The organism is Pseudomonas salomonii, from assembly GCF_900107155.1.
GTDB classification, from domain to species: domain Bacteria; phylum Pseudomonadota; class Gammaproteobacteria; order Pseudomonadales; family Pseudomonadaceae; genus Aquipseudomonas; species Aquipseudomonas salomonii.
This window is the reverse complement of sequence record NZ_FNOX01000001.1, coordinates 697,539-716,864: the sequence shown is the minus strand read 5'-3', so window position 1 is coordinate 716,864 and position 19,326 is coordinate 697,539. Positions and strand designations below refer to the sequence as shown.

21 protein-coding genes are annotated in these 19,326 nt (G+C 60.7%); 5 read left to right on the top strand and 16 right to left on the bottom strand.

Annotation, left to right across the window (positions count from 1 at the left end; translation table 11 throughout):
• Nucleotides 1-5: 5 nt before the first annotated feature.
• Complete coding sequence (locus tag BLV67_RS03445; RefSeq protein ID WP_065928957.1) at nucleotides 6-1,106, bottom strand: efflux RND transporter periplasmic adaptor subunit; 1,101 nt, start codon at nucleotides 1,104-1,106, stop codon at nucleotides 6-8.
• A gap of 93 nt (nucleotides 1,107-1,199) precedes the next feature.
• On the opposite strand from BLV67_RS03445, the gene BLV67_RS03440 reads away from it, so the two are divergent.
• Nucleotides 1,200-1,835 carry a TetR/AcrR family transcriptional regulator gene (locus BLV67_RS03440; protein ID WP_017137119.1) on the top strand — a complete coding sequence of 212 codons (636 nt, stop codon included), beginning with the start codon at nucleotides 1,200-1,202 and terminating at the stop codon, nucleotides 1,833-1,835.
• Nucleotides 1,836-1,878: 43 nt separating this feature from the next.
• On the opposite strand, the gene BLV67_RS03435 is transcribed toward BLV67_RS03440, so the two are convergent.
• Nucleotides 1,879-2,661, bottom strand: coding sequence for a class I SAM-dependent methyltransferase (locus BLV67_RS03435; RefSeq protein WP_065928956.1), 783 nt, complete (start codon nucleotides 2,659-2,661; stop codon nucleotides 1,879-1,881).
• A gap of 96 nt (nucleotides 2,662-2,757) precedes the next feature.
• On the opposite strand from BLV67_RS03435, the gene BLV67_RS03430 reads away from it, so the two are divergent.
• Entirely contained in the window at nucleotides 2,758-3,378 is a 621-nt protein-coding gene (locus tag BLV67_RS03430; protein ID WP_069786231.1) for an energy transducer TonB, read from the top strand.
• A 1-nt stretch (nucleotide 3,379) separates the two neighbouring features.
• Here the strand turns inward: BLV67_RS03430 and BLV67_RS03425 are convergent, their stop codons facing one another.
• The 6 genes from BLV67_RS03425 to ppc all read right to left on the bottom strand — a co-directional run bounded on the left by BLV67_RS03425 (nucleotide 3,380) and on the right by ppc (nucleotide 9,889).
• Entirely contained in the window at nucleotides 3,380-4,207 is an 828-nt protein-coding gene (locus BLV67_RS03425) for an isocitrate lyase/PEP mutase family protein (protein WP_069786230.1), read from the bottom strand.
• A gap of 27 nt (nucleotides 4,208-4,234) precedes the next feature.
• A complete protein-coding gene (locus BLV67_RS03420) occupies nucleotides 4,235-5,095 on the bottom strand; it encodes a DUF72 domain-containing protein (protein ID WP_069786229.1) in 861 nt (286 codons plus the stop codon).
• Nucleotides 5,095-5,397: a hypothetical protein gene (locus tag BLV67_RS03415; protein WP_017137114.1), complete on the bottom strand. Its 303-nt coding sequence runs from the start codon at nucleotides 5,395-5,397 to the stop codon at nucleotides 5,095-5,097. Before BLV67_RS03415 ends, BLV67_RS03420 begins: the two co-directional genes overlap by 1 nt.
• A gap of 160 nt (nucleotides 5,398-5,557) precedes the next feature.
• The gene (gene tsaB, locus BLV67_RS03410) at nucleotides 5,558-6,244 is read right to left on the bottom strand and encodes a tRNA (adenosine(37)-N6)-threonylcarbamoyltransferase complex dimerization subunit type 1 TsaB (RefSeq protein WP_065928952.1); all 687 of its coding nucleotides are present in this window, start codon (nucleotides 6,242-6,244) and stop codon (nucleotides 5,558-5,560) included.
• An 89-nt stretch (nucleotides 6,245-6,333) separates the two neighbouring features.
• Nucleotides 6,334-6,981 carry an adenylate kinase gene (gene adk, locus BLV67_RS03405; protein ID WP_065928951.1) on the bottom strand — a complete coding sequence of 216 codons (648 nt, stop codon included), beginning with the start codon at nucleotides 6,979-6,981 and terminating at the stop codon, nucleotides 6,334-6,336.
• 280 nt (nucleotides 6,982-7,261) lie between these two features.
• Nucleotides 7,262-9,889 (bottom strand): phosphoenolpyruvate carboxylase, encoded by a 2,628-nt coding sequence (ppc, locus tag BLV67_RS03400; RefSeq protein ID WP_069786228.1) that lies wholly within the window; start codon nucleotides 9,887-9,889, stop codon nucleotides 7,262-7,264.
• A 184-nt stretch (nucleotides 9,890-10,073) separates the two neighbouring features.
• On the opposite strand from ppc, the gene BLV67_RS03395 reads away from it, so the two are divergent.
• From BLV67_RS03395 to lptF, 3 genes are all read left to right on the top strand, one after another.
• Nucleotides 10,074-10,418 (top strand): pilin assembly protein, encoded by a 345-nt coding sequence (locus tag BLV67_RS03395; protein WP_069786227.1) that lies wholly within the window; start codon nucleotides 10,074-10,076, stop codon nucleotides 10,416-10,418.
• 283 nt (nucleotides 10,419-10,701) lie between these two features.
• On the top strand, nucleotides 10,702-11,127 hold the full coding sequence (locus BLV67_RS03390) for a DUF4398 domain-containing protein (protein ID WP_017137109.1): 426 nt from the start codon (nucleotides 10,702-10,704) through the stop codon (nucleotides 11,125-11,127).
• A gap of 55 nt (nucleotides 11,128-11,182) precedes the next feature.
• The gene (gene lptF, locus BLV67_RS03385; protein WP_056857564.1) at nucleotides 11,183-11,968 is read left to right on the top strand and encodes a lipotoxin F family OmpA-related lipoprotein LptF; all 786 of its coding nucleotides are present in this window, start codon (nucleotides 11,183-11,185) and stop codon (nucleotides 11,966-11,968) included.
• A gap of 47 nt (nucleotides 11,969-12,015) precedes the next feature.
• Here the strand turns inward: lptF and BLV67_RS03380 are convergent, their stop codons facing one another.
• The 8 genes from BLV67_RS03380 to prfB form a co-directional block, all read right to left on the bottom strand.
• Nucleotides 12,016-12,339, bottom strand: a complete 324-nt coding sequence (locus BLV67_RS03380; RefSeq protein WP_083221712.1) for a hypothetical protein — start codon at nucleotides 12,337-12,339, stop codon at nucleotides 12,016-12,018.
• A gap of 121 nt (nucleotides 12,340-12,460) precedes the next feature.
• Nucleotides 12,461-12,787: a PA3694 family proteiin gene (locus BLV67_RS03375; RefSeq protein WP_069786226.1), complete on the bottom strand. Its 327-nt coding sequence runs from the start codon at nucleotides 12,785-12,787 to the stop codon at nucleotides 12,461-12,463.
• On the bottom strand, nucleotides 12,784-13,689 hold the full coding sequence (locus BLV67_RS03370; protein ID WP_069786225.1) for an alpha/beta hydrolase: 906 nt from the start codon (nucleotides 13,687-13,689) through the stop codon (nucleotides 12,784-12,786). Before BLV67_RS03370 ends, BLV67_RS03375 begins: the two co-directional genes overlap by 4 nt.
• A 175-nt stretch (nucleotides 13,690-13,864) precedes the next feature.
• A complete protein-coding gene (locus tag BLV67_RS03365) occupies nucleotides 13,865-15,142 on the bottom strand; it encodes a flavohemoglobin expression-modulating QEGLA motif protein (RefSeq protein WP_017137104.1) in 1,278 nt (425 codons plus the stop codon).
• A gap of 21 nt (nucleotides 15,143-15,163) precedes the next feature.
• A complete protein-coding gene (locus BLV67_RS03360; protein ID WP_065928947.1) occupies nucleotides 15,164-15,724 on the bottom strand; it encodes a hypothetical protein in 561 nt (186 codons plus the stop codon).
• Between the two features lie 29 nt (nucleotides 15,725-15,753).
• On the bottom strand, nucleotides 15,754-16,470 hold the full coding sequence (locus BLV67_RS03355; RefSeq protein ID WP_074854403.1) for a TetR/AcrR family transcriptional regulator: 717 nt from the start codon (nucleotides 16,468-16,470) through the stop codon (nucleotides 15,754-15,756).
• A 96-nt stretch (nucleotides 16,471-16,566) separates the two neighbouring features.
• Nucleotides 16,567-18,069, bottom strand: coding sequence for a lysine--tRNA ligase (gene lysS / locus BLV67_RS03350; RefSeq protein WP_069786224.1), 1,503 nt, complete (start codon nucleotides 18,067-18,069; stop codon nucleotides 16,567-16,569).
• Between the two features lie 79 nt (nucleotides 18,070-18,148).
• Nucleotides 18,149-19,244 (bottom strand): peptide chain release factor 2 gene (gene prfB / locus BLV67_RS03345; RefSeq protein WP_096236834.1). Its coding sequence is split into 2 segments (ribosomal slippage): nucleotides 18,149-19,171 and nucleotides 19,173-19,244, totalling 1,095 coding nucleotides; the frame shifts between segments, so codons are not numbered across the junction.
• Between the last annotated feature and the right edge of the window lie 82 nt (nucleotides 19,245-19,326).

Here is a 19,326-nt window from a genome sequence, read left to right as displayed (position 1 = left end):
GGGGACTACTCCTTGGCCGCCAGATTCACAACGCGGTTGGCGCGATCCACCGGGCGCACTTGCTGGCCCTCATGCAGCACATGCACGCCCGCCGCGATCACCCAATCGGTGGGGGCCAAGCCTTCGAGCACCGGCACGGTTCTTTCACCAAAAGCGCCGATGCGCACCGGGGTTCGCTTGAGGGTGTTGTCCGGCTGTACCCGCCAGACGTAGGACGCACCGTTCTCCGCACTCAGGGCCGACAGCGGCACGGACAGTGGGACAACGCCATCGGCCTGGATAAAGACGCGGGCGCTCTGGCCCAGCTCGGCGGGGACTTTGCCGCCGGTGAAGGCGACGCGCGCAGCGAAAGTGCGGGATTTGGGGTCGGCGGCCGGTGAGAGTTCACGAATGCGCCCGGCGAAACGCTGGTCGGGCTGGCTCCACAATTCCACCGACACCGGCTGGCCGATCTTGAAGCGGCCAAAACCTTGCTCGGGCAGGCTGATCGACACTTCGCGCTCGCCATCGGTGGCCAGGGTAAACACCGTTTGGCCGGCGGACACCACTTGGCCGACTTCCACCGCTCGTTTGGCGACCACGCCATCCTGAGGTGCGCGCAACACGGCGTAGCCGGCCTGGTTACTCGATACGTCGAACTCGGCCTTGATCTGCTTAAGGCGTGCTTCACCTGCTCGGTAGAGGTTTTCGGAATTGTCGTACTGCGAGCGGCTGACCATCTGACGGTCCATCAGGGTCTTGTAGCGGTCGCGTTCGGCGCGCACCAGGCTCAGGTTGGCTTCGGCGGCGGTAACCTGGGCGCGGGTAGCTTCCAGTTGCAGACGCACGTCCTGGGGGTCGAGCTCTGCCAATGGCTGGTTGGCCTTGACCCGCTCGCCCTCCTCCACCAGGCGCTTACTGACCTTGCCGCCGATGCGAAAGGCCAGGTCCGGCTCATAACGGGCGCGTACTTCCCCCGGAAAACTGTCCATCGCCAGTGCCGAAGGCTGCGGTTGCACCACCATGGCCGGGCGGATGGTGGTTTGGGCCGCTTCTTCATGGCCGCAGGCGGCCAACAGGAAGACCAGGCTGACAGGCAACGCAAGGGGCAGGAAAGTGCTGCGCATGCTGAAGGACCTTTCGCAAATGAAGCTAGGAATAATTATACTGGCCGGTATGTTATTAATACCAAACTCACCAGTCCAGTATTAAAGGTGAAAATGTCCGACAATCCTGTAAACACCAATAGCCCCGGGCGTCCCAAGGACATGGCAAAACGCCAGGCAATCCTCGAAGCAGCCAAAATCCTGTTTTTGAGCAATGGCTACGCCAGCACCAGCATGGATGCCGTGGCCCTTGAGGCCGGCGTGTCAAAGCTGACGGTCTACAGCCACTTCACCGATAAAGAGACCTTGTTCACCGCCGCCGTCGTGGCCAAGTGCGAGGAACAGTTGCCGGTGATGTATTTCGAGTTGCCCGAGGGCATGCCGGTGCACACCGTGCTGCTGAACATCGCGCGCGGCTTTCATCGGCTGATCAACAGCGAAGAATCGGTGAACCTGCACCGCCTGATGATGACCACCGGCAACCAGGACGTGAAACTCTCGCAGATCTTCTTTGAGGCCGGGCCCATGCGCATGCTGCAAGGCATGGAGCGCCTGCTCAGCCGTATCGACCAGAGCGGCGCCTTGAGCATCGACAAACCGTTTACGGCGGCCGAGCACTTCTTTTGCCTGCTCAAGGGCACGGCGAATTTCTGCTTGTTGTATGGCTGCGGCGGGCAGTTGAGTGAAGAAGCCGCTGAAGCGCATGTGCAGGAGGTGGTGGGGTTGTTTATGCGGGCGTATCGGCCTTGAACGGTTGTGTTGCCTGCGATGAGGCCCAAAGAGCAACAATAATTCAGGACTTGAGCGCTTTCTTCGGATAGATGTCATACCGGCTGGACTTGCCATCCAACGCATGGCTCGGTTTCGGCCCGTCAATGCACGGCGCCTTGCGCGGGCGCTTGACCACCACGCGGTGGCTGGCCAGGGCCAAGGCCGCCGCGAGTAAGGCTGGAGCATCCGGATCATCGCCCACCAAAGGGCGGAACAGGCGCATCTCCTTCTTCACCAGCGCCGTTTTCTCACGGTGCGGGAACATCGGGTCCAGGTAGATCACCTGCGGCGGCTCACCCTCCCAATTGCGCATCACCTCGATCGAGTTGCCCTTGAGCAAGTGCATGCGCGCCACAATCGGCGCCACTTCAAAGTCATCCGCGCCGCGGGCCAGGCCGTCTTCGAGCAAGGCGCCGATCAACGGCTGCCGCTCGATCAGGCTCATCTCGCAGCCAAGGCTGGCCAGTACGAACGCGTCCTTGCCCAGGCCTGCCGTGGCGTCGAGCACCCGTGGGCGCACGCCCTGGGCCACGCCGACCGCCTTGGCGATCATCTGCCCGCTGCCACCGCCGTAGAGACGCCGATGCGCCGCGCCACCTTCGACAAAATCCACGCGCACCGGCCCCGGCGCGTCAGGCCCGAGCTGTTGCAATTGCAGGCCGTGTTCCCCGACCTGCAGGGAAAAGTCCGCCTCATCCAGTTGCAAAGGCAGGCCAAGCTGCGCGGCCCAATGCTCGGCGCGGGCCTTGAAACCGTCGGCCAAAGCCTCGACCCGAATGCGGCTGGCCGCTGGTTGTTCGCTCATCAATCGCTACGCTCAAAAATATTAAGGATCGGCAAACGACGGCCGATAAAAACAACAGTCAGGTATTTTGCCAGAGCTGAGCGTCGACCGAGAAAAATGTCAGACATTCTTCCCCTAACCATCGGTGTACTGCCGACCCACAACCACTACGGCCTGCGCAATACTCAAGCGCTGGCCGGGGTGAGCCATGTGTGGCAGGACTTCTTCGCCCGGGCGTTGGCCGAGCAGCTTGGCGATACGCCAGGCGCGCTGGCGGCCAAAGCCCCGGCGCCGAGGGACCCGGCGGTAGAACCCAGCGAAGGCGCCGACCTGTTGTCGCAGATCCTCACCCAGCGTGAGTGCGACGTGCACGACACCGAGATCGCCCCGCCGGAGCCGTTGTTCCTGCCCATTGCCGAATTTGAAACCGAGCTGCTGCCGCCGCCTGCCACGCCGTTCCCGGCAGAAGAAATCATCGCCCAGCAGCGCCAGCAAAACTTCGAAAGCGGCTGGGTCCGCCCGATTGTGCTCAATGCCGGCAACCCGCCGCCTGAGCCTGGCCCTGCGCCGCAGCTCCAGCCGCTGCACCTGCCGATTGCCGAATTCGAACTGGACCTGCTGCCACCGCCCGCCACGCCTTACCCGGTCGAGGAGCTGGTGGCGCAACAGAAGGCGCTGGACTTCGACTACCACTGGGCGCGCCCGCTGATCCTCAACAACCTGCGTTTGGCGGCCTGATTCAGTCTTTGAAAAAACCGTTGGCCTGGCTGAACGGCATCTTGCGTTCAGTGAAGGTAAAGGTGCCCAGTTCATACACCTCCTGCGCCGCCCGATAGAACTCGCCATACGCCGCCAGCGCCATGGCCGAGCCGACGCTGATACGGCGCACGCCCATCTCGCTCAACTGCGCCACGCTCAGGTTCAAGCCGCCGGACATCAGCACATTCACCGGTTTGGGCGCCACCGCCTTGACCACCGCGAGCACTTCCTCGGCACTGCGCAAGGCGGGAGCGTAGAGCACGTCGGCACCGGCTTCGGCGTAGGCTTGCAGGCGGCGAATGGTGTCAGGCAAATCCAGGCGGCCATGCAGAAGGTTTTCTGCACGGGCGGTGAGCGTAAAGGCAAATGGCAAGCTGCGGGCAGCGGCGACGGCGGCTTCCACGCGTTCCACCGACAGGTCAAACGGATAGATCGGGTCGACCGCGATGCCCGTGGCGTCTTCGATAGAGCCACCCACAATGCCGCTGGCCGCAGCGCGCAGGATGGTCTGGGCGCAGCCTTCGGGGCTGTCGCTGAAGCCGTTTTCCAGATCAGCCGCTACCGGCAGCGCAGTGGCCTGCACGATTGCCGAGGCATTGGCCAGGGTGTCTTCAAGGGATAATGCGCCTTCCGCATCCGGGCGCCCGAGGCTGAACGCAAAGCCCGCACTGGTGGTGGCCAACGCTTCGAAACCCAGGCTGGCGAGCATGATGGCGGAGCCGGCGTCCCACGGGTTGGGCATCACGAACGCGCGATCACGCTCATGCAAGGCCTTGAAGGTTTCGGCACGAAGGGTTTGGGCATCCATGGCTGACTCCTGTCGGAAAAAGGAGCCCTAGAGTAACCCCAGTTGCTCCGCTGCGGGTTCCCGATGCAAGGTCGGCAGCGCTGGCAAACCCGGCAAGCGCAGCATCAACTGTTGGTGAAAACGCAGCGCCAGTTGCGCGGCGAGGCGGTTATCCGAGGTGTGCAGGAACACATAAGGCGTGCGCCCCTCTTCGATCCAGCCAGCAATTTTTTCTACCCACGGAATCAGGAATGGGTCATTGGCCTCCAGTTCCGGATGACCGATAAAGCGCACCTGGGGAAACTGAGTCAACGCCGCCGGCCGTGTTGGCACCTTGGGCTTTTTCGATTGGGCGTGCAGCACGGCCGCAGAGGTTGAAGTGCAACTGAACAGCGCACGCGGATCGAGGCAAATACGCTCGACGCCACGGTCGCGCAACAGCCGGTTGAGCCTGCGCTCGGCGTCGCCCTTGGCGAAGAACTCCGGGTGGCGCACTTCCACGGCCAGCGGGCGCTCCAGGCCGTCAATAAAACCCGCCAGTTCGCCCAGGCGTTGCGGCGAAAAGCTCGCTGACAATTGCAGCCACAGCGGTGAAACCCGTTCACCCAAAGGGCTCATCAAGCCGACGAAGCTTTCTGCTGCCGGCAATTGCTCGCGCAAGTCGCCGCCGTGGCTGATGTCTCCCGGGAATTTGGCGGTGAAGCGAAAATCCTCAGGCATGATTTCAGCCCAGCGCTGCACCGTGGCGGCCGAGGGGCGGGCATAAAAGGTGGTATTGCCTTCGACGGCGTTGAAGACTTGGGAATACAAAGCGAGGTAGTCGCCGGGACGGGCATCGGCTGGGTACAGGTACTCACGCCAGGCGTTTTCACTCCAGGATGGGCAGCCGATGTAGTAAGGCAGGCGCATCAGATGTGGATGTCGAGACCCAGCACTTCCATATCCCATTCGACAAAGCCGGCAGTGGTCAGGTAGCTGGCCAGCGCGGTGGCGACGCTTTTGCTCATGGAACGGGGGAAGACCATGTCTTGCTGACGGGCAGGAAGACCACTGATGCGTGCAGCGCCAGAACCCTGGGCACTGGGCTGCGACTCGGACTGAACCTCGATGAAGTCCGGCGAATCTTCGACGGACTCGTCTACCGTGACGTTCGCCTTGCGCGGCTTACGCTTGAGTGGGTAGGACTGTGAGGAAAAGCCGTCTATACGCATACATGCAGACTCGGTATCAATGATGGCAATTTAGCGGCACTTTCCGTGGTGCGCAAATGCTCTGGTGATAACTAGAACACATAATTTGTAAAAGGTTTACAAACAGGGGCAAATTCTGACGATTGGGGATTTTTGCATCAAATTGCCAGCATTTTTGACGTCAAATAATCCCGCGTTCGGCCTTGGTTTGCGCAACTTTATCGCGCAGATAAACCGGTGCAGCCTGGTCGGCCACAATCGCTTCACCGCGCTCGAAAGCGAAACGTGCGAGGGTCAGCAAGTCTTCGGCGTGGGGCAACATGGCCGCGTCCTGCCCCGCCAATTGCACGGGGATGCGCTCGGCATAACCCCAGCCGGTGCCGGCACCGAACCAATCGCCGCTGGCATCAGCAGGCAACACCGATGATTGCGGAGCCTGTACGGCTTCCACGCCCACCAGACGCATTTCGCCAGCAGTTTCGCGGTAGCAGCCCCAATACACTTCATCCATGCGCGCATCAATCGCCGCCGCCACCTGCGTCGCGCCGTGTTCACGCAACGCCCGCTGAGCCAATACCGCAAGGTTGGACACCGGCAGTACCGGGCGCTCCAGCGCAAAGGCCAGGCCCTGCACTACACCAATGGCGATACGCACACCCGTAAAGGCGCCTGGGCCACGGCCAAAAGCAATCGCATCCACGGCCGACAGCGTGGTGCCCGCCTCTTCCAGCAGTTGCTTGATCATCGGCAACAGCTTCTGCGCATGCAGACGCGGGATCACCTCGTAGTGGCTCGTTACCTTGCCATCGTGCAGCAAGGCGACGGAGCAAGCTTCAGTCGCGGTGTCCAGGGCCAGCAGGGTGCTCATCGGTGTAGGTGTCCAAGTCGAAAAAAGTGCGCCAGTATAAACAACAACGGCCCGCAAGCGGGCCGTTGTACGCAAAGCCGATCGAAGGATCAGCTCAGGGCTTGCAACACCTTGGCGGTGATGGCTTCTACCGAACCCACGCCAGGGATGTGGCTGTACTTGGGCTTGCCTTGGGCAGCCGAAAGCTTCTGGTAGAAATCCACCAGCGGCTTGGTCTGTGAGTGATAGACCGACAGGCGATGACGCACGGTTTCTTCAGTGTCGTCCTTGCGCTGCACCAGGTCTTCCCCGGTCACGTCGTCTTTGCCTTCAACCTTTGGCGGGTTGTAGACGATGTGGTACACGCGGCCCGAGCCTTCGTGCACGCGACGGCCCGCAATACGCTGAACGATTTCTTCGTCTTCAACTGCGATTTCAACCACAGCGTCCAGTTCAACGCCGGCTTTCACCAAGGCTTGCGCCTGGGGAATGGTGCGTGGGAAACCGTCGAACAGAAAACCGTTCTTGCAATCTTCCTGGCTGATGCGTTCCTTGACCAGGTTGATGATCAGGTCATCGGAGACCAGGCCGCCGCTGTCCATTACGCTCTTGGCGATCAGGCCCAGTTCGGTGCCAGCCTTGACGGCAGCACGCAGCATGTCGCCGGTGGAGATTTGTGGAATGCCGAATTTTTCAGTGATGAACTTTGCCTGAGTACCTTTACCGGCCCCGGGAGCTCCCAGCAGAATGACGCGCATCGATGTGCTCCTCAATTTTTTATAGAGATGACGCTCGGATTCGCCGCGTGGGGCCAATCTCGTAAAAATGTGGGTCCTGGCCGATCAAACGGCCAAAGGCTGATCAAGATACACAGCGGGCTCTATCCATACAAGCCGCCAAAAGTCGCAAGAACCGCGCCCGGCATGCAGTCATAGGTAGGGTGTGCCTGAGTGCAACCCCGCCCCATAAACGCCGACCGCCCGTTTCCGGGCGGCCGTCGTTGTTTATCCGCAAGCCTTTGAGAACACGCACAAAACCTCAGCCAGTGTTGCGCAAACCGGCGGCAATACCGGCCACAGACACCAGCAGCGCCTGTTCCAGAGGGCTGTCCTGCGCCGCCTCTTGCTGGCGCGAGCGCGCGAGTAATTCGGCCTGCAACAGGTGCAGCGGGTCGAGGTAAGTGTTGCGCAGGCGAATGAACTCAAGCGTGTCGGGGCTATGGGCCAGCAGTTGCGACTGGCCAGTCAGGCCAAGCACCACGTTGCATGCCTGCGACAATAGGTCGCGTAAGTGCGCACCCAATGGCAGCAGGTCCGGCTGCACCAAACGCTCGTCATACAGCCGCGCGATGTCGGCATCGGCCTTGGCCAGCACCATCTCCAGCATATCGATACGGGTGCGGAAGAACGGCCATTGCTCGCGCATCTGCCCCAGCAACTCGCCTTCGCCACGCTCCAGCGCCTTGCTTAATGCCGCCTCCCAGCCTAGCCAGGCGGGCAGCATCAGGCGGGTTTGGGTCCAGCCGAAGATCCACGGAATCGCGCGCAGGCTCTCGATACCACCCGCACGACGCTTGGCCGGGCGACTGCCCAATGGCAAGCGGCCCAGCTCCTGCTCGGGTGTGGACTGGCGGAAGTATTCGACGAATTGCGGATTTTCCCGCACCACGGCGCGATAAGCACTGACACCGTCTGCCGCCAATTCATCCATTAAATGTCGCCAGGCCGGCTCAGGTGGCGGCGGTGGCAACAATGTGGCTTCCAGCACGGCAGCCAGGTAAAGGTTGAGGTTCTGCTCGGCAATGTCCGGCAGGCCGAACTTGAAGCGGATCATCTCGCCTTGTTCGGTGGTACGGAAACGCCCCGCCACCGAGCCTGGCGGCTGCGACAGGATCGCCGCATGCGCCGGGCCGCCGCCACGACCAACGGTGCCGCCACGACCGTGGAACAACAGCAACTCCACCTGTTGCTCGCGGCAGATATCCACCAGCCGTTCCTGGGCCCGGTACTGTGCCCAGGCTGCGGCGGTGGTGCCGGCGTCCTTGGCCGAGTCCGAATAGCCGATCATCACTTCCTGCGGGCCTTGCAAACGCGCGCGATAGCCCGGCAGTTGCAGCAGGCGCTCCATCACCGGCCCGGCGTTATCCAGGTCGGCCAGGGTTTCAAACAGTGGCACCACGCGCATCGGCCGTTGCACGCCCGACTCTTTAAGCAGCAGTTGCACGGCCAGCACGTCCGACGCGGCACCGGCCATGGAAATCACATAAGAACCGAGCGATGCAGCCGGTGCGGCGGCGATTTCCTTGCAGGTGTTCAACACTTCGGCGGTGTCTGCCGACGGCTTGAAATAACCCGGCAGCAGCGGCCGGCGATTGGTCAGCTCTTTGCTGAGGAAGCTGATGCGCGCCTCTTCGTCCCAGTCTTCATAACGGCCCAGGCCCAGGTAATCGGTAATTTCGGTCATGGCCGCCGAGTGGCGGCTGGAATCCTGACGCACGTCCAGGCGCACCAGGAACAAGCCGAAGGTCACGGCACGGCGCAGGCAATCGAGCAACGGGCCATCGGCGATCACGCCCATGCCGCACGCGTGCAGTGACTGATAGCACAGCTCCAGCGGGTCGAGCAGGTCGCGGTTGTTTTGCAGCACCTCGGCCGGCGCGTGCGTGCTGGCGGTTAGCGCGGTATGCGCCCATTGGCGCGTGGCGCGCAGGCGTTCGCGCAGTTGCTTGAGCACGGCACGGTAAGGTTCGACGCTATCCCCGACTTTGGCCTGCAACGCAGGGCTGGCCTGCTGCATCGACAGCTCGGAGGCCAAATGGTCGACATCGCGCAAATACAAGTCCGCCGCCATCCAGCGCGCCAGCAGCAACACTTCGCGGGTGACCGGCGCGGTGACATTCGGGTTGCCGTCCCGGTCGCCGCCCATCCACGAGGCAAAGCGAATCGGCGCCGCCTCAAGTGGCAGGCGCAGGCCGGTGGCGGCGTGCAATGCCTGGTCGGCCTTGCGCAAATAATTGGGAATGGCGTGCCACAGCGAATGCTCGATCACCGCAAAGCCCCACTTGGCTTCGTCCACCGGCGTGGGCCGGATGCGGCGGATCTCTTCGGTGTGCCAGGCTTCGGCGATCAGCCGCTGCAAGCGCTGGCGAATCTGCTCGCGCTCGGCGCCGGTGAGGTCGCGGTGATCCTGCAACGCCAGTTGTGCGGCAATCGCATCGTATTTCTGGATCAGGGTGCGACGCGCCACTTCGGTCGGGTGGGCGGTGAGCACCAGCTCGATGTCCAGGCGCGCCAGCTGGCGGGCCAGGGACTCATTGCTGTGCCCTTCGCTTTGCAGGCGGGCCAGCAACTCCGGTAACACGCGGGACTCGAAGGGCGCCGGCTGCGATTCATCGCGCCGATGGATCAGTTGGTATTGCTCGGCGATGTTGGCCAGGTTGAGGAACTGGTTGAACGCGCGTGCCACGGGCAGCAGCTCGTCTTCCTGCAACTGATTGAGGCGGGTACTCAACTCATCACCGGCACCGCGTCTGTCAGCCTTGGCGCCTTTACGGATCTGCTCGATCTTGTCGAGAAAAGCATCGCCGTACTGCTCTCGAATGGTGTTGCCCAGCAGCTCACCCAGCAGGTGAACATCCTCACGCAAGCGTGCATCGATATCACTCATCAACCAATCTCCAGCCAGAAATCCGGGACGCGCAGGCCTTCCAGAGTGCCGCCCGCGTCAGTTTCTGACAAGACACTTTAAACCTTGCGACTTGCAGCTAGTCTCAACAGTGAGTCGTCGCGTTACCCACGCAGGCGGCTGGACACCCATCACCGCCTGCCATCGCGGGCTTATTGAGGTTGCCATGAAAATTCGAGAACTGGCCCAGCATTGGGAAGAGAACGCCAAGGGTCGCCTGACCAAAACCGAGTACGCGATCCACTTGGACGTCGAGTCGGCTGCGCGCCTGGCCGCCATCGCCGAGATGTACCCCAAGCGCAGCACCGAAGAATTGCTCGGCGAGCTGATCGGCGCGGCCCTTGAAGAGCTGGAAGCGAGCTTCCCCTACATCAAGGGCCAGCACGTGATCGCCACCGATGAAGAGGGTGACCCTTTGTATGAAGACATCGGCCCTACTCCGCGCTTTCTGACCTTGTCACGCCGCTATCTGCATGATTTGTCTGACGCCGCCGACAAACAGCAACACTGATAAACAGTCGATAAACCCCCGTTTAACCCCGGTATTCCGGGCCTCACAGAGGCTCGGCGTACCGCTGCGCAACGTAAAAGTTCAAACTTTTAAACGCTGACCAAACAGTCAGATATTTTTTTAGGCAAATCGCCATCTCCGCTGAACTTTTGAAAAAAGGCTCCGGTCACAACCAGTAAGCCATCACTTGGAACGGCCGTTTGAAAAGGGCATTTGGTGCTTTACCGCCGGGCCTGCAACCGCCAACCAATGAAGTGGATTTTGATTTTTCAGGAGTTATCCAATGGAGTTGAAGACGATGAAGACCAGCACTGCCAAATCCTCGTTTAACCATCTGCGCGGGCTGAAATTGGCCGCGCTGGCGATCGGCACCAGCTTCGTTCTGGCGGGCTGCGCCGGCAACCCGCCGACCGAGCAATACGCCGTGACCCAGTCCGCCGTAAACAGCGCAGTCAGCGCCGGCGGCACCGAGTACGCAGCGGTAGAAATGAAGTCGGCCCAGGACAAGCTCAAAGCTGCTGAACTGGCGATGCACGACAAGAACTACGACAAAGCGCGTCAACTGGCGGAACAAGCCGAGTGGGATGCCCGTGTCGCAGAGCGCAAGGCCCAGGCTGCCAAGGCTGACCAGGCTGTGAAGGATTCCCAGAAAGCTGTGCAGGAACTGCGTCAGGAAGGCATGCGCCCGGCTGTGATCAAACAGCAATAAGCCGCCGCCACTGATTGCATTGCACCCGATATCGAATTGAAAGGACGACACGACTATGCGTAAACAATTGATGATCCCTGCCCTGCTGGCGATGAGCGTTGCTCTGGCGGCCTGCTCCACCCCGCCGAACCAGAACCTGGAAAACGCGCGGACCAACTTCTCGGCCCTGCAATCCAACCCGCAAGCCACCAAGGTAGCGGCGCTGGAAACCAAGGACGCGCAGGATTGGCTGGACAAGGCTGACAAAGCCTACCGCGACAAGGAAGACGAGAAGAAGGTCGACCAACTGGCCTACCTGACCAACCAGCGCGTTGAAGTGGCCAAAGACACCATCTCGCTGCGTGAATCCGAAGCCAAGCTGAAAAACGCGGGTGACGAACGTGCCAAGGCGCTGCTGCAAGCCCGTGATGCACAGATCAAGCAACTGCAAGACAGCTTGAACGCCAAGCAGACTGATCGCGGCACCCTGGTGACCTTCGGTGACGTGCTGTTCGCCACCAACAAGTCCGACCTGAAATCCAGCGGCCTGGTGAACATCACCAAACTGGCTCAGTTCCTGCGCGACAACCCGGACCGTAAAGTGATCGTCGAAGGCTACACCGACAGCACCGGTTCCGATTCGTACAACCAGAGCCTGTCCGAGCGCCGTGCCGCTTCGGTACAACGTGCACTGGCTCAACAAGGCGTGGATATTTCGCGCATCGTGACCCAGGGTTACGGCAAGGAATACCCGGTTGCCGACAACGGCAGCGTTTCGGGCCGTGCCATGAACCGCCGCGTTGAAGTGACCATCTCCAACGACAACCAGCCAGTCAAGCCACGCTCTTCCGTTGCTAACTGATTGATTGACGCTGTATAAAAAACCCACCTCACGGTGGGTTTTTTCTATCAGGCCTCGATTTTTCGGCCGGTATCCTCAGCCGGCATCATGGCCTCCATGCCTTGACGCCCGCCCATCAGCTTTTCAAGCATGTCTTGACCCATTTGGCCTTCACCACCTGAGCCTTCAGAACCGCCGCCACCGCCGCCCTGGGCGCCGCCGGCCGCCTTCGAGAGCATATCCATAAGCATCTTCATCGGGTCTGGTTTGTCTTTCCCACCTTTCTCAGCGCCCTTATCAGCGCATTGCTCGCCTTGAGCACCACCCTGCTCCAAACTTTCCTGGCCCCTGGCCATGCCCAACATTTTACCGATAGCACCAATGTCCATCATCACGCTCCAAAGTCCGTCATTCGTAAGTTAATCATCAGCAACACTGACGACTCATTCAGTGGCTTCTTACGCGATTCGGTTCCAGATATTTCCACGATGCGCAGTGGTGATAAAAAGCAGGCTACTCTTGCAGTTGCGGCGTTTCCTGGCCCATGCAACGCACGGCTTGTTTCTTATTGTTCACCAGCACACCGCTCAAGCCTTTCTGTTCGGTATCAAACATCACCAACACGCCATCGATGCATTGCGCCACCTGCGCAGCCGGGGTCAGCGAAACCTTATAATCCTCGCCCGGCACGGTCTTGAGCAGGGTGAAGTCACTGAGCAACAAGGCGTCCTCCGGTTTGGCGAAGTGCAGGTAGCCATAGAACCACAGGCAACCGACGGTACCGATAATGGTGCCGATGCCGGTGAGGATCAGCGGGATCATGTTGCGTTCTTCGCTCATTGCGGGCTCTCTGATGCATCAACTTTAGGAATAGGGTAATTCGGGATCTCGCCCAGGCGGCGCAGGCCGTTGAAGTGCTGCGGGTCATCTAGATAGCGCAGCATCACGGTTTGCCAGGTCTTGTCGGCAAAGGTCTGCACATGGCCGCCACGGGTCAACTGCAACACCCTCGGTGGCGGCGCGGCCTGGTACAGGCGAATGCCGTTGGCCACCGGCACAATCGGGTCATCCAGGCTGTGGAACAGCAGCTTGGGCACGCCGGTGAGCTGGGGCATGGCATTGATCGCACTGTCGGCGTCAGGCACCAGCCACGACAGCGGTACCTGAAACGGCCATGTTAACCAGGAGGTGCTGAGGGCGAATTGTCCTACGTCACGATAACTGGCGGGCACGCCATCCAGCACCAGCGCCTTGAGCTGAGTTTGACGCTGCGGGTGTGCCGCCAGGTAATGCACCGCCAGCGCACCGCCCAGGCTCTGGCCCAACACAATCAGCGGCTGGCCTTGGGTTTCAGGGGCCTTGTCGATCCAGGAGAACGCCGCATCGATATCCTGATACACCGCCGGCAAGGACGGCTTGCCTTCAGACAGGCCGTAGCCGCGATAGTCCAGCAACAGCACTTGATAGCCCTGCTCCGGCAACCACCAACTGCCACCCAGGTGCCAGGCCAGGTTGCCGCCGTTGCCGTGCAGGTGCAGCACCGTGCCTTTGAGCGGCACACCGGGTTTGGCCGGCAGCCACCAGGCATGGAGTTTTACTCCATCGGGGGTGGTCAGGGTGATATCACGGTATTGCAGGTGAGCTTTTTCCGGCGTAAACGGCAGGCCGGGTTCGGGGTAGAACAGCAGTGAGCTGCAGCCGTTTAAAGTGAGTAGCAGGCAAAGAATGCCGAGGATTCTCATCCGTTGAAGCCTCGCTGATAGGTTGTACTCAGTTCTCAAGAACCAATGAGATCAAATGTGGGAGCTGGCTTGCCTGCGATAGCGGTCTTTCAGTTGAAACGACGGTGACTGATACACCGCTATCGCAGGCAAGCCGGCTCCCACATGTTTTAACCGGTTTCGTCACGTGGATGGCCTAAAGGATATTCGAGTAATCCGCCTCGATCCGGTCCAGGCTCAGGTGGTTGAGGAAGTTGGAGAAGCACATCCACGCCGCCAGTGCGTTCATGTCGCGAAACTGTTCGGGCAAGTACTTGGGCGGCACGACCAGGCCTTCGTCGACCAGTTGGCGCAAGGTGCGCATGTCTTCCAGAGTGGTCTTGCCGCAGAACAACAGCGGCACTTGCTCCAGTTTGCCTTTGCGCACGGCCAGCTGGATGTAGTTGTAGACCATGATAAAGCCCTTGAGATAGGACAAATCCTTGGTAAACGGCAGGCCCGTCGGCGTCGAACCTCGGAACACGCGGCTGGCATTGCCGTAGCTTTCGGCCATTTCAAAGCCTTGCTCGCGGAAGAACTCAAACACCTGCAGGAAGTCGGCCCCCTCCTCGACCATATGGATGGCGCGGGTGCGGTTGGTCAGTTTGCGCAGGCGGCTGGGGTAGGAGGCAAAGGTGATGATCTCCATCAGAATCGCCAGGCCTTCCTGGGTCACCGTGGACGAGGGCGGCCCTTTGGACAGGAAGGTGCAGATCGGCTGGTTCTGGCCATTGAGTGTGGTGCCGACGTGCACCAGGCCTTCGTGCACTTCCAGCGCGCGCACATCACGCTCGTTGAACATCGCGTCGGCGCGGATCTTGATGTAGTCGGCGCCCGCCGCCGCATCGGCAACGATTCCGTCGGACTCGAACACGCGGATGGTCTCTTCGGCCTCACCGAACACCTTGTTCAAACGGGTTTGCAGCAAGGCCACCGCATGCTTGGCCGTGAGCGTCTTGGCTTCGTCCTTGAGGTCGCCCCGGCCGTCGATCTGGTTCAGGTAGTCGGACATCATCAGGCCCAGGTCGGCCAGCGTCGGGTCACCCGCGTGGAACGCGTCCGAGGCGGCGCCGTAGAGTTCCTGGGAAATCAGGCCGAAATCCTCGGTGCCCCGCGCTTCGAGCATGCGCACCACCATGCGGTACTCGCGGCACATGCGGCGCATGATCTGCCCCACCGGACTGAACTGGCCGAGACGGCGGGTAATGTCGCGCTCGATGTTCTGGAACTCCAGCTTCACCGCACTGGAGTCGAACGACAGCGGCCGGCCCAGGTAGTAATCGCGGTCCACGGCCGGCATGGCCTTGCCCTTGGCCTTGAGAAAGCCCTGGCGAATGTTCTCGTCCCACTTCACGGCGTCGAGGACGCGAATCGGTGTTTGTGCCAGCACAATGCGATCGGACAAGGTGCGTATCGTCTGCTGGTAATCGTCCACCCGGTGCTTCCTCTTTAAACGTTATTTGCCCGCGCGCCGGTAGCGCACGGCTTCAACGAACACATCGGCATTGGCCGGGTCATCCAGATAGGCAAATACCTGGTCCATCGGGCTGTCGACCCGCACGCCCTCACCTTCGACGGTTTGCACGGTACTGCCGTGCAAGGCGTTTTGGCCTATGGCTTGATGGATCTGCTCAAGGTCGAGGTTGTAGACCACCCATTCACGCGTTTTGTCGCCCTCACCTTCAAAGTCGAAGCCGGCGAGGAAGTAATTGCCACCGAAAGCGGCCGGCAACGGCGCCGACAGGTACCAGCGGTTGCCATGGCGCGACACCGTAAACGGGTATTCATCGCGCTGGCCCGGTTTGGCTTTAGGGTAGCTTACGGCCTTGTAATGATGCTGATCGACACGGGTGATCTGCAGATTCAGCGGTTCGCCCCAGGCGTTTGTACTCGACCAGCGGCCGAGCAAGGCGTCGGGCGCCGCTTCAGGGGCCGGCAGCGGGTCCTTGAAGGTGACCAGGCAACCGCTGAGCAGCAGGAACGATATAGCGATTGCAATGACACGCCAGGCTTTCATCGAATACCCCATCAAGTGTGGGAGCTGGGCTAGACCGAGGCCAACACCAAATGCATGTAACGCTTGAGAATCTCAAGCATCTCATCGCTGGTCAGAGGCTCAGGGCCGCCAAGCAGGCCTTGATATTCCATCCGACCGATTATCGCCGTCAACACTCTGGCATCCTGTTGCGGCTCGCGGGAGCCCAATACCTGAAAAAACTGCCCGGTGCCCTGCAACAGAATCTGCTGATGGGAACGCACCAGCTCAGCCAGGCGCGGGTTGAGCAAGGCTTCCTGGCGAAAGGCCTGTTCGGCCATCAAGTGTTCGCGGCGGTTGGTCAGTTGGCGCATCACGTAGTCGGCGGTCAGCCGCGCAATATCATCAGCAAGCTGTGAGCGTGACTGCGGGCTGCCATCGCCATAGGCGACCATCTCACGCAGCAGGCCTTCGTTGCGCACCCACAGCTTGCCCATGAACGCAGCGCTGCGCTCCACGTATTGGGCGAAAGTATCGGTGAGCAGGTCATCGATGTCCTTGAAGTAATAGGTGGTGGCCGACAACGGCACGCCGGCCTCTGCTGCCACCGCGCGATGGCGCACACCGCGTACACCATCGCGCACGACGATGCGCATGGCCGCATCGAGAATGTCTTGCCGGCGTTGCTCGCTGCCTCGACGGCTGGCCTTGCGGCCCTGGTACTGGACACTATCAGCCACGGCAGCAGCAATGCCGGCGGCGCCTTCTTGAGCCATTACGCGGTTCACGACAGATCTTCCTTTAAAGGGCGCCGTTCTGTTGACGGCTGAATTCGCCACACAAAAAAGCCGCCTTATAAAAGGCGGCTTCGGATCTCGCTACGGTTACGCTTGTGGCCGCATGTGCGGGAACAAGATCACGTCGCGGATCGACGGCGAGTTGGTCAACAACATCACCAACCGGTCGATGCCGATACCTTCACCGGCGGTTGGCGGCATGCCGTATTCCAGCGCACGCACGAAGTCGGCGTCGTAGTGCATCGCCTCGTCATCGCCGGCGTCCTTGTCGGCCACCTGGGCCATGAAGCGCTCGGCCTGGTCTTCTGCGTCGTTAAGCTCGGAGTAGGCGTTGGCAATTTCGCGGCCGCCGATGAACAGCTCGAAACGGTCGGTGACGTTCGGGTTGTCATCGTTGCGACGGGCCAGCGGCGACACTTCGAACGGGTACTGGGTAATGAAGTGCGGCTGTTCCAGCTTGTGCTCCACCAGTTCTTCGAAAATCATCACCTGCAATTTGCCCAGGCCTTCGAAGCCCAGCACCTTGGCGCCGGCTTTCCTGGCGATGGCGCGGGCCTTGTCGATGTCGGTCAGGTCGTCAGCGGTCAACTCAGGGTTGTACTTGAGGATCGAGTCGAACACCGACAGACGCACGAACGGCTCGCCGAAGTGGAACACCTTGTCGCCGTAAGGCACGTCGGTGCTGCCCAGCACCAACTGCGCCAGTTCGCGGAACAGTTCTTCGGTGAGGTCCATGTTGTCTTCGTAGTCGGCGTAGGCCTGGTAGAACTCCAGCATGGTGAATTCCGGGTTGTGACGGGTCGAGACACCTTCGTTACGGAAGTTGCGGTTGATCTCGAACACCTTCTCGAAGCCGCCAACCACCAGGCGCTTGAGGTACAGCTCCGGCGCGATACGCAGGAACATTTCCAGGTCCAGTGCGTTGTGGTGGGTTTCGAACGGCTTGGCTGCGGCACCACCAGGGATGGTTTGCAGCATCGGCGTTTCCACTTCGAGGAAGTCACGCTTCATCAGGAAGCTGCGGATGTGCGCAATCACTTGCGAACGCACGCGGAAGGTCTGGCGCACTTCTTCGTTGACGATCAGGTCAACGTAGCGCTGGCGGTAGCGCTGCTCGGTGTCGGTCAGGCCGTGGTGCTTGTCCGGCAGCGGGCGCAGCGACTTGGTCAGCAGGCGCACACTGGTCATTTCAACGTAAAGATCGCCCTTGCCGGAACGTGCCAGGGTGCCAACGGCTGCAATGATGTCGCCCATGTCCCAGGTTTTCACCGAGGCCAGGGTTTCTTCAGGCAGGGTTTTACGGTTGACGTACACCTGAATGCGACCGGTCATGTCCTGGATCACCATGAACGAGCCACGGTTGAGCATGATGCGACCCGCCACCTTGACCGGGATTGCAGCCTCTGCCAGCTCTTCCTTGGTCTTGTCCGCGTACTGTTTCTGCAAGGCATCGCAGTAGTTGTCACGGCGGAAGTCGTTCGGGAAGGCATTGCCCTTGGCGCGCTCGGCAGCAAGCTTTTCCTTGCGCAGGGCGATCAGGGAGTTTTCTTCCTGTTGCAGGGCTTGCGGGTCGAGTTGTTGGTCGCTCATGTCTTTAAATTTTCCATCAGGTTCGTTGTCCCCAGCCTTCGGCGGGGGATCGCGGGCAAGCCCGCTCCCACAGAGGGTGTTAGAGGCCGGATTTCAGGCTGGCTTCCAGGTATTCGTCGATATCACCGTCGAGCACCTTGTCGCAGTCGCTGCGTTCGATGTTCGTGCGCAGATCCTTGATCCGCGACGCATCAAGCACATACGAACGGATCTGGTGGCCCCAGCCGATATCCGACTTGGTGTCTTCCAGCGCCTGGGACGCCGCATTGCGCTTCTGCATTTCCTGCTCGTACAACTTGGCCCGCAGCATTTTCATGGCGGTGTCCTTGTTGGCGTGCTGGGAACGTTCGTTCTGGCAGCTGACCACGGTGTTGGTCGGTACGTGGGTGATACGTACGGCCGAGTCGGTGGTGTTTACGTGCTGGCCACCGGCACCGGAAGAGCGGTAGGTGTCGATGCGCAGGTCGGCCGGGTTGATCTCGATTTCCACCTTGTCGTCGATCTCTGGCGAGACGAAAACGGCGGAGAACGAGGTATGGCGACGATTGCCGGAGTCGAACGGGCTCTTGCGCACCAGGCGGTGTACGCCGATCTCGGTCCGCAGCCAGCCAAAGGCGTATTCGCCCTTGATGTGCACGGTAGCGCCCTTGATACCGGCGACTTCACCGGCGGACAGTTCCATGATGGTGGCGTCGAAACCGCGTTTATCCGCCCAACGCAGGTACATGCGCAGCAGGATGTTGGCCCAGTCCTGGGCCTCGGTGCCGCCGGAACCGGCCTGGATGTCCAGGTAGGCGTTGTTCGGGTCCATTTCGTGGCTGAACATGCGGCGGAATTCAAGCTTGGCGAGGTTTTCCTCGAGACGGGCCAGCTCGGCGACGACATCGCCCACTGCGCCTTCGTCGTTTTCTTCGACGGCCATGTCCAGCAGGTCGCGGCAATCGCCCAGACCGGTGTTCAACTCGTCGAGGGTGTCGACGATCTGCGCCAGCGCAGCGCGCTCGCGGCCCAGTTCCTGGGCGTATTCAGGTTTGTTCCAGACAGCCGGATCTTCAAGCTCGCGATTGACTTCGGTCAGACGCTCATGCTTTTGATCGTAGTCAAAGATACCCCCGAATAGTTTCGGAGCGCTCGGACAGGTCCTTGATGGTGTTAAGGATCGGGTTGATTTCCATGGCGGGCAGCACTCGTTGGCGAACTTTTGAAAGCCGACGAGTATAACGACAAACCGGGGCTAACGGCAGCCCGCTTGGCGAA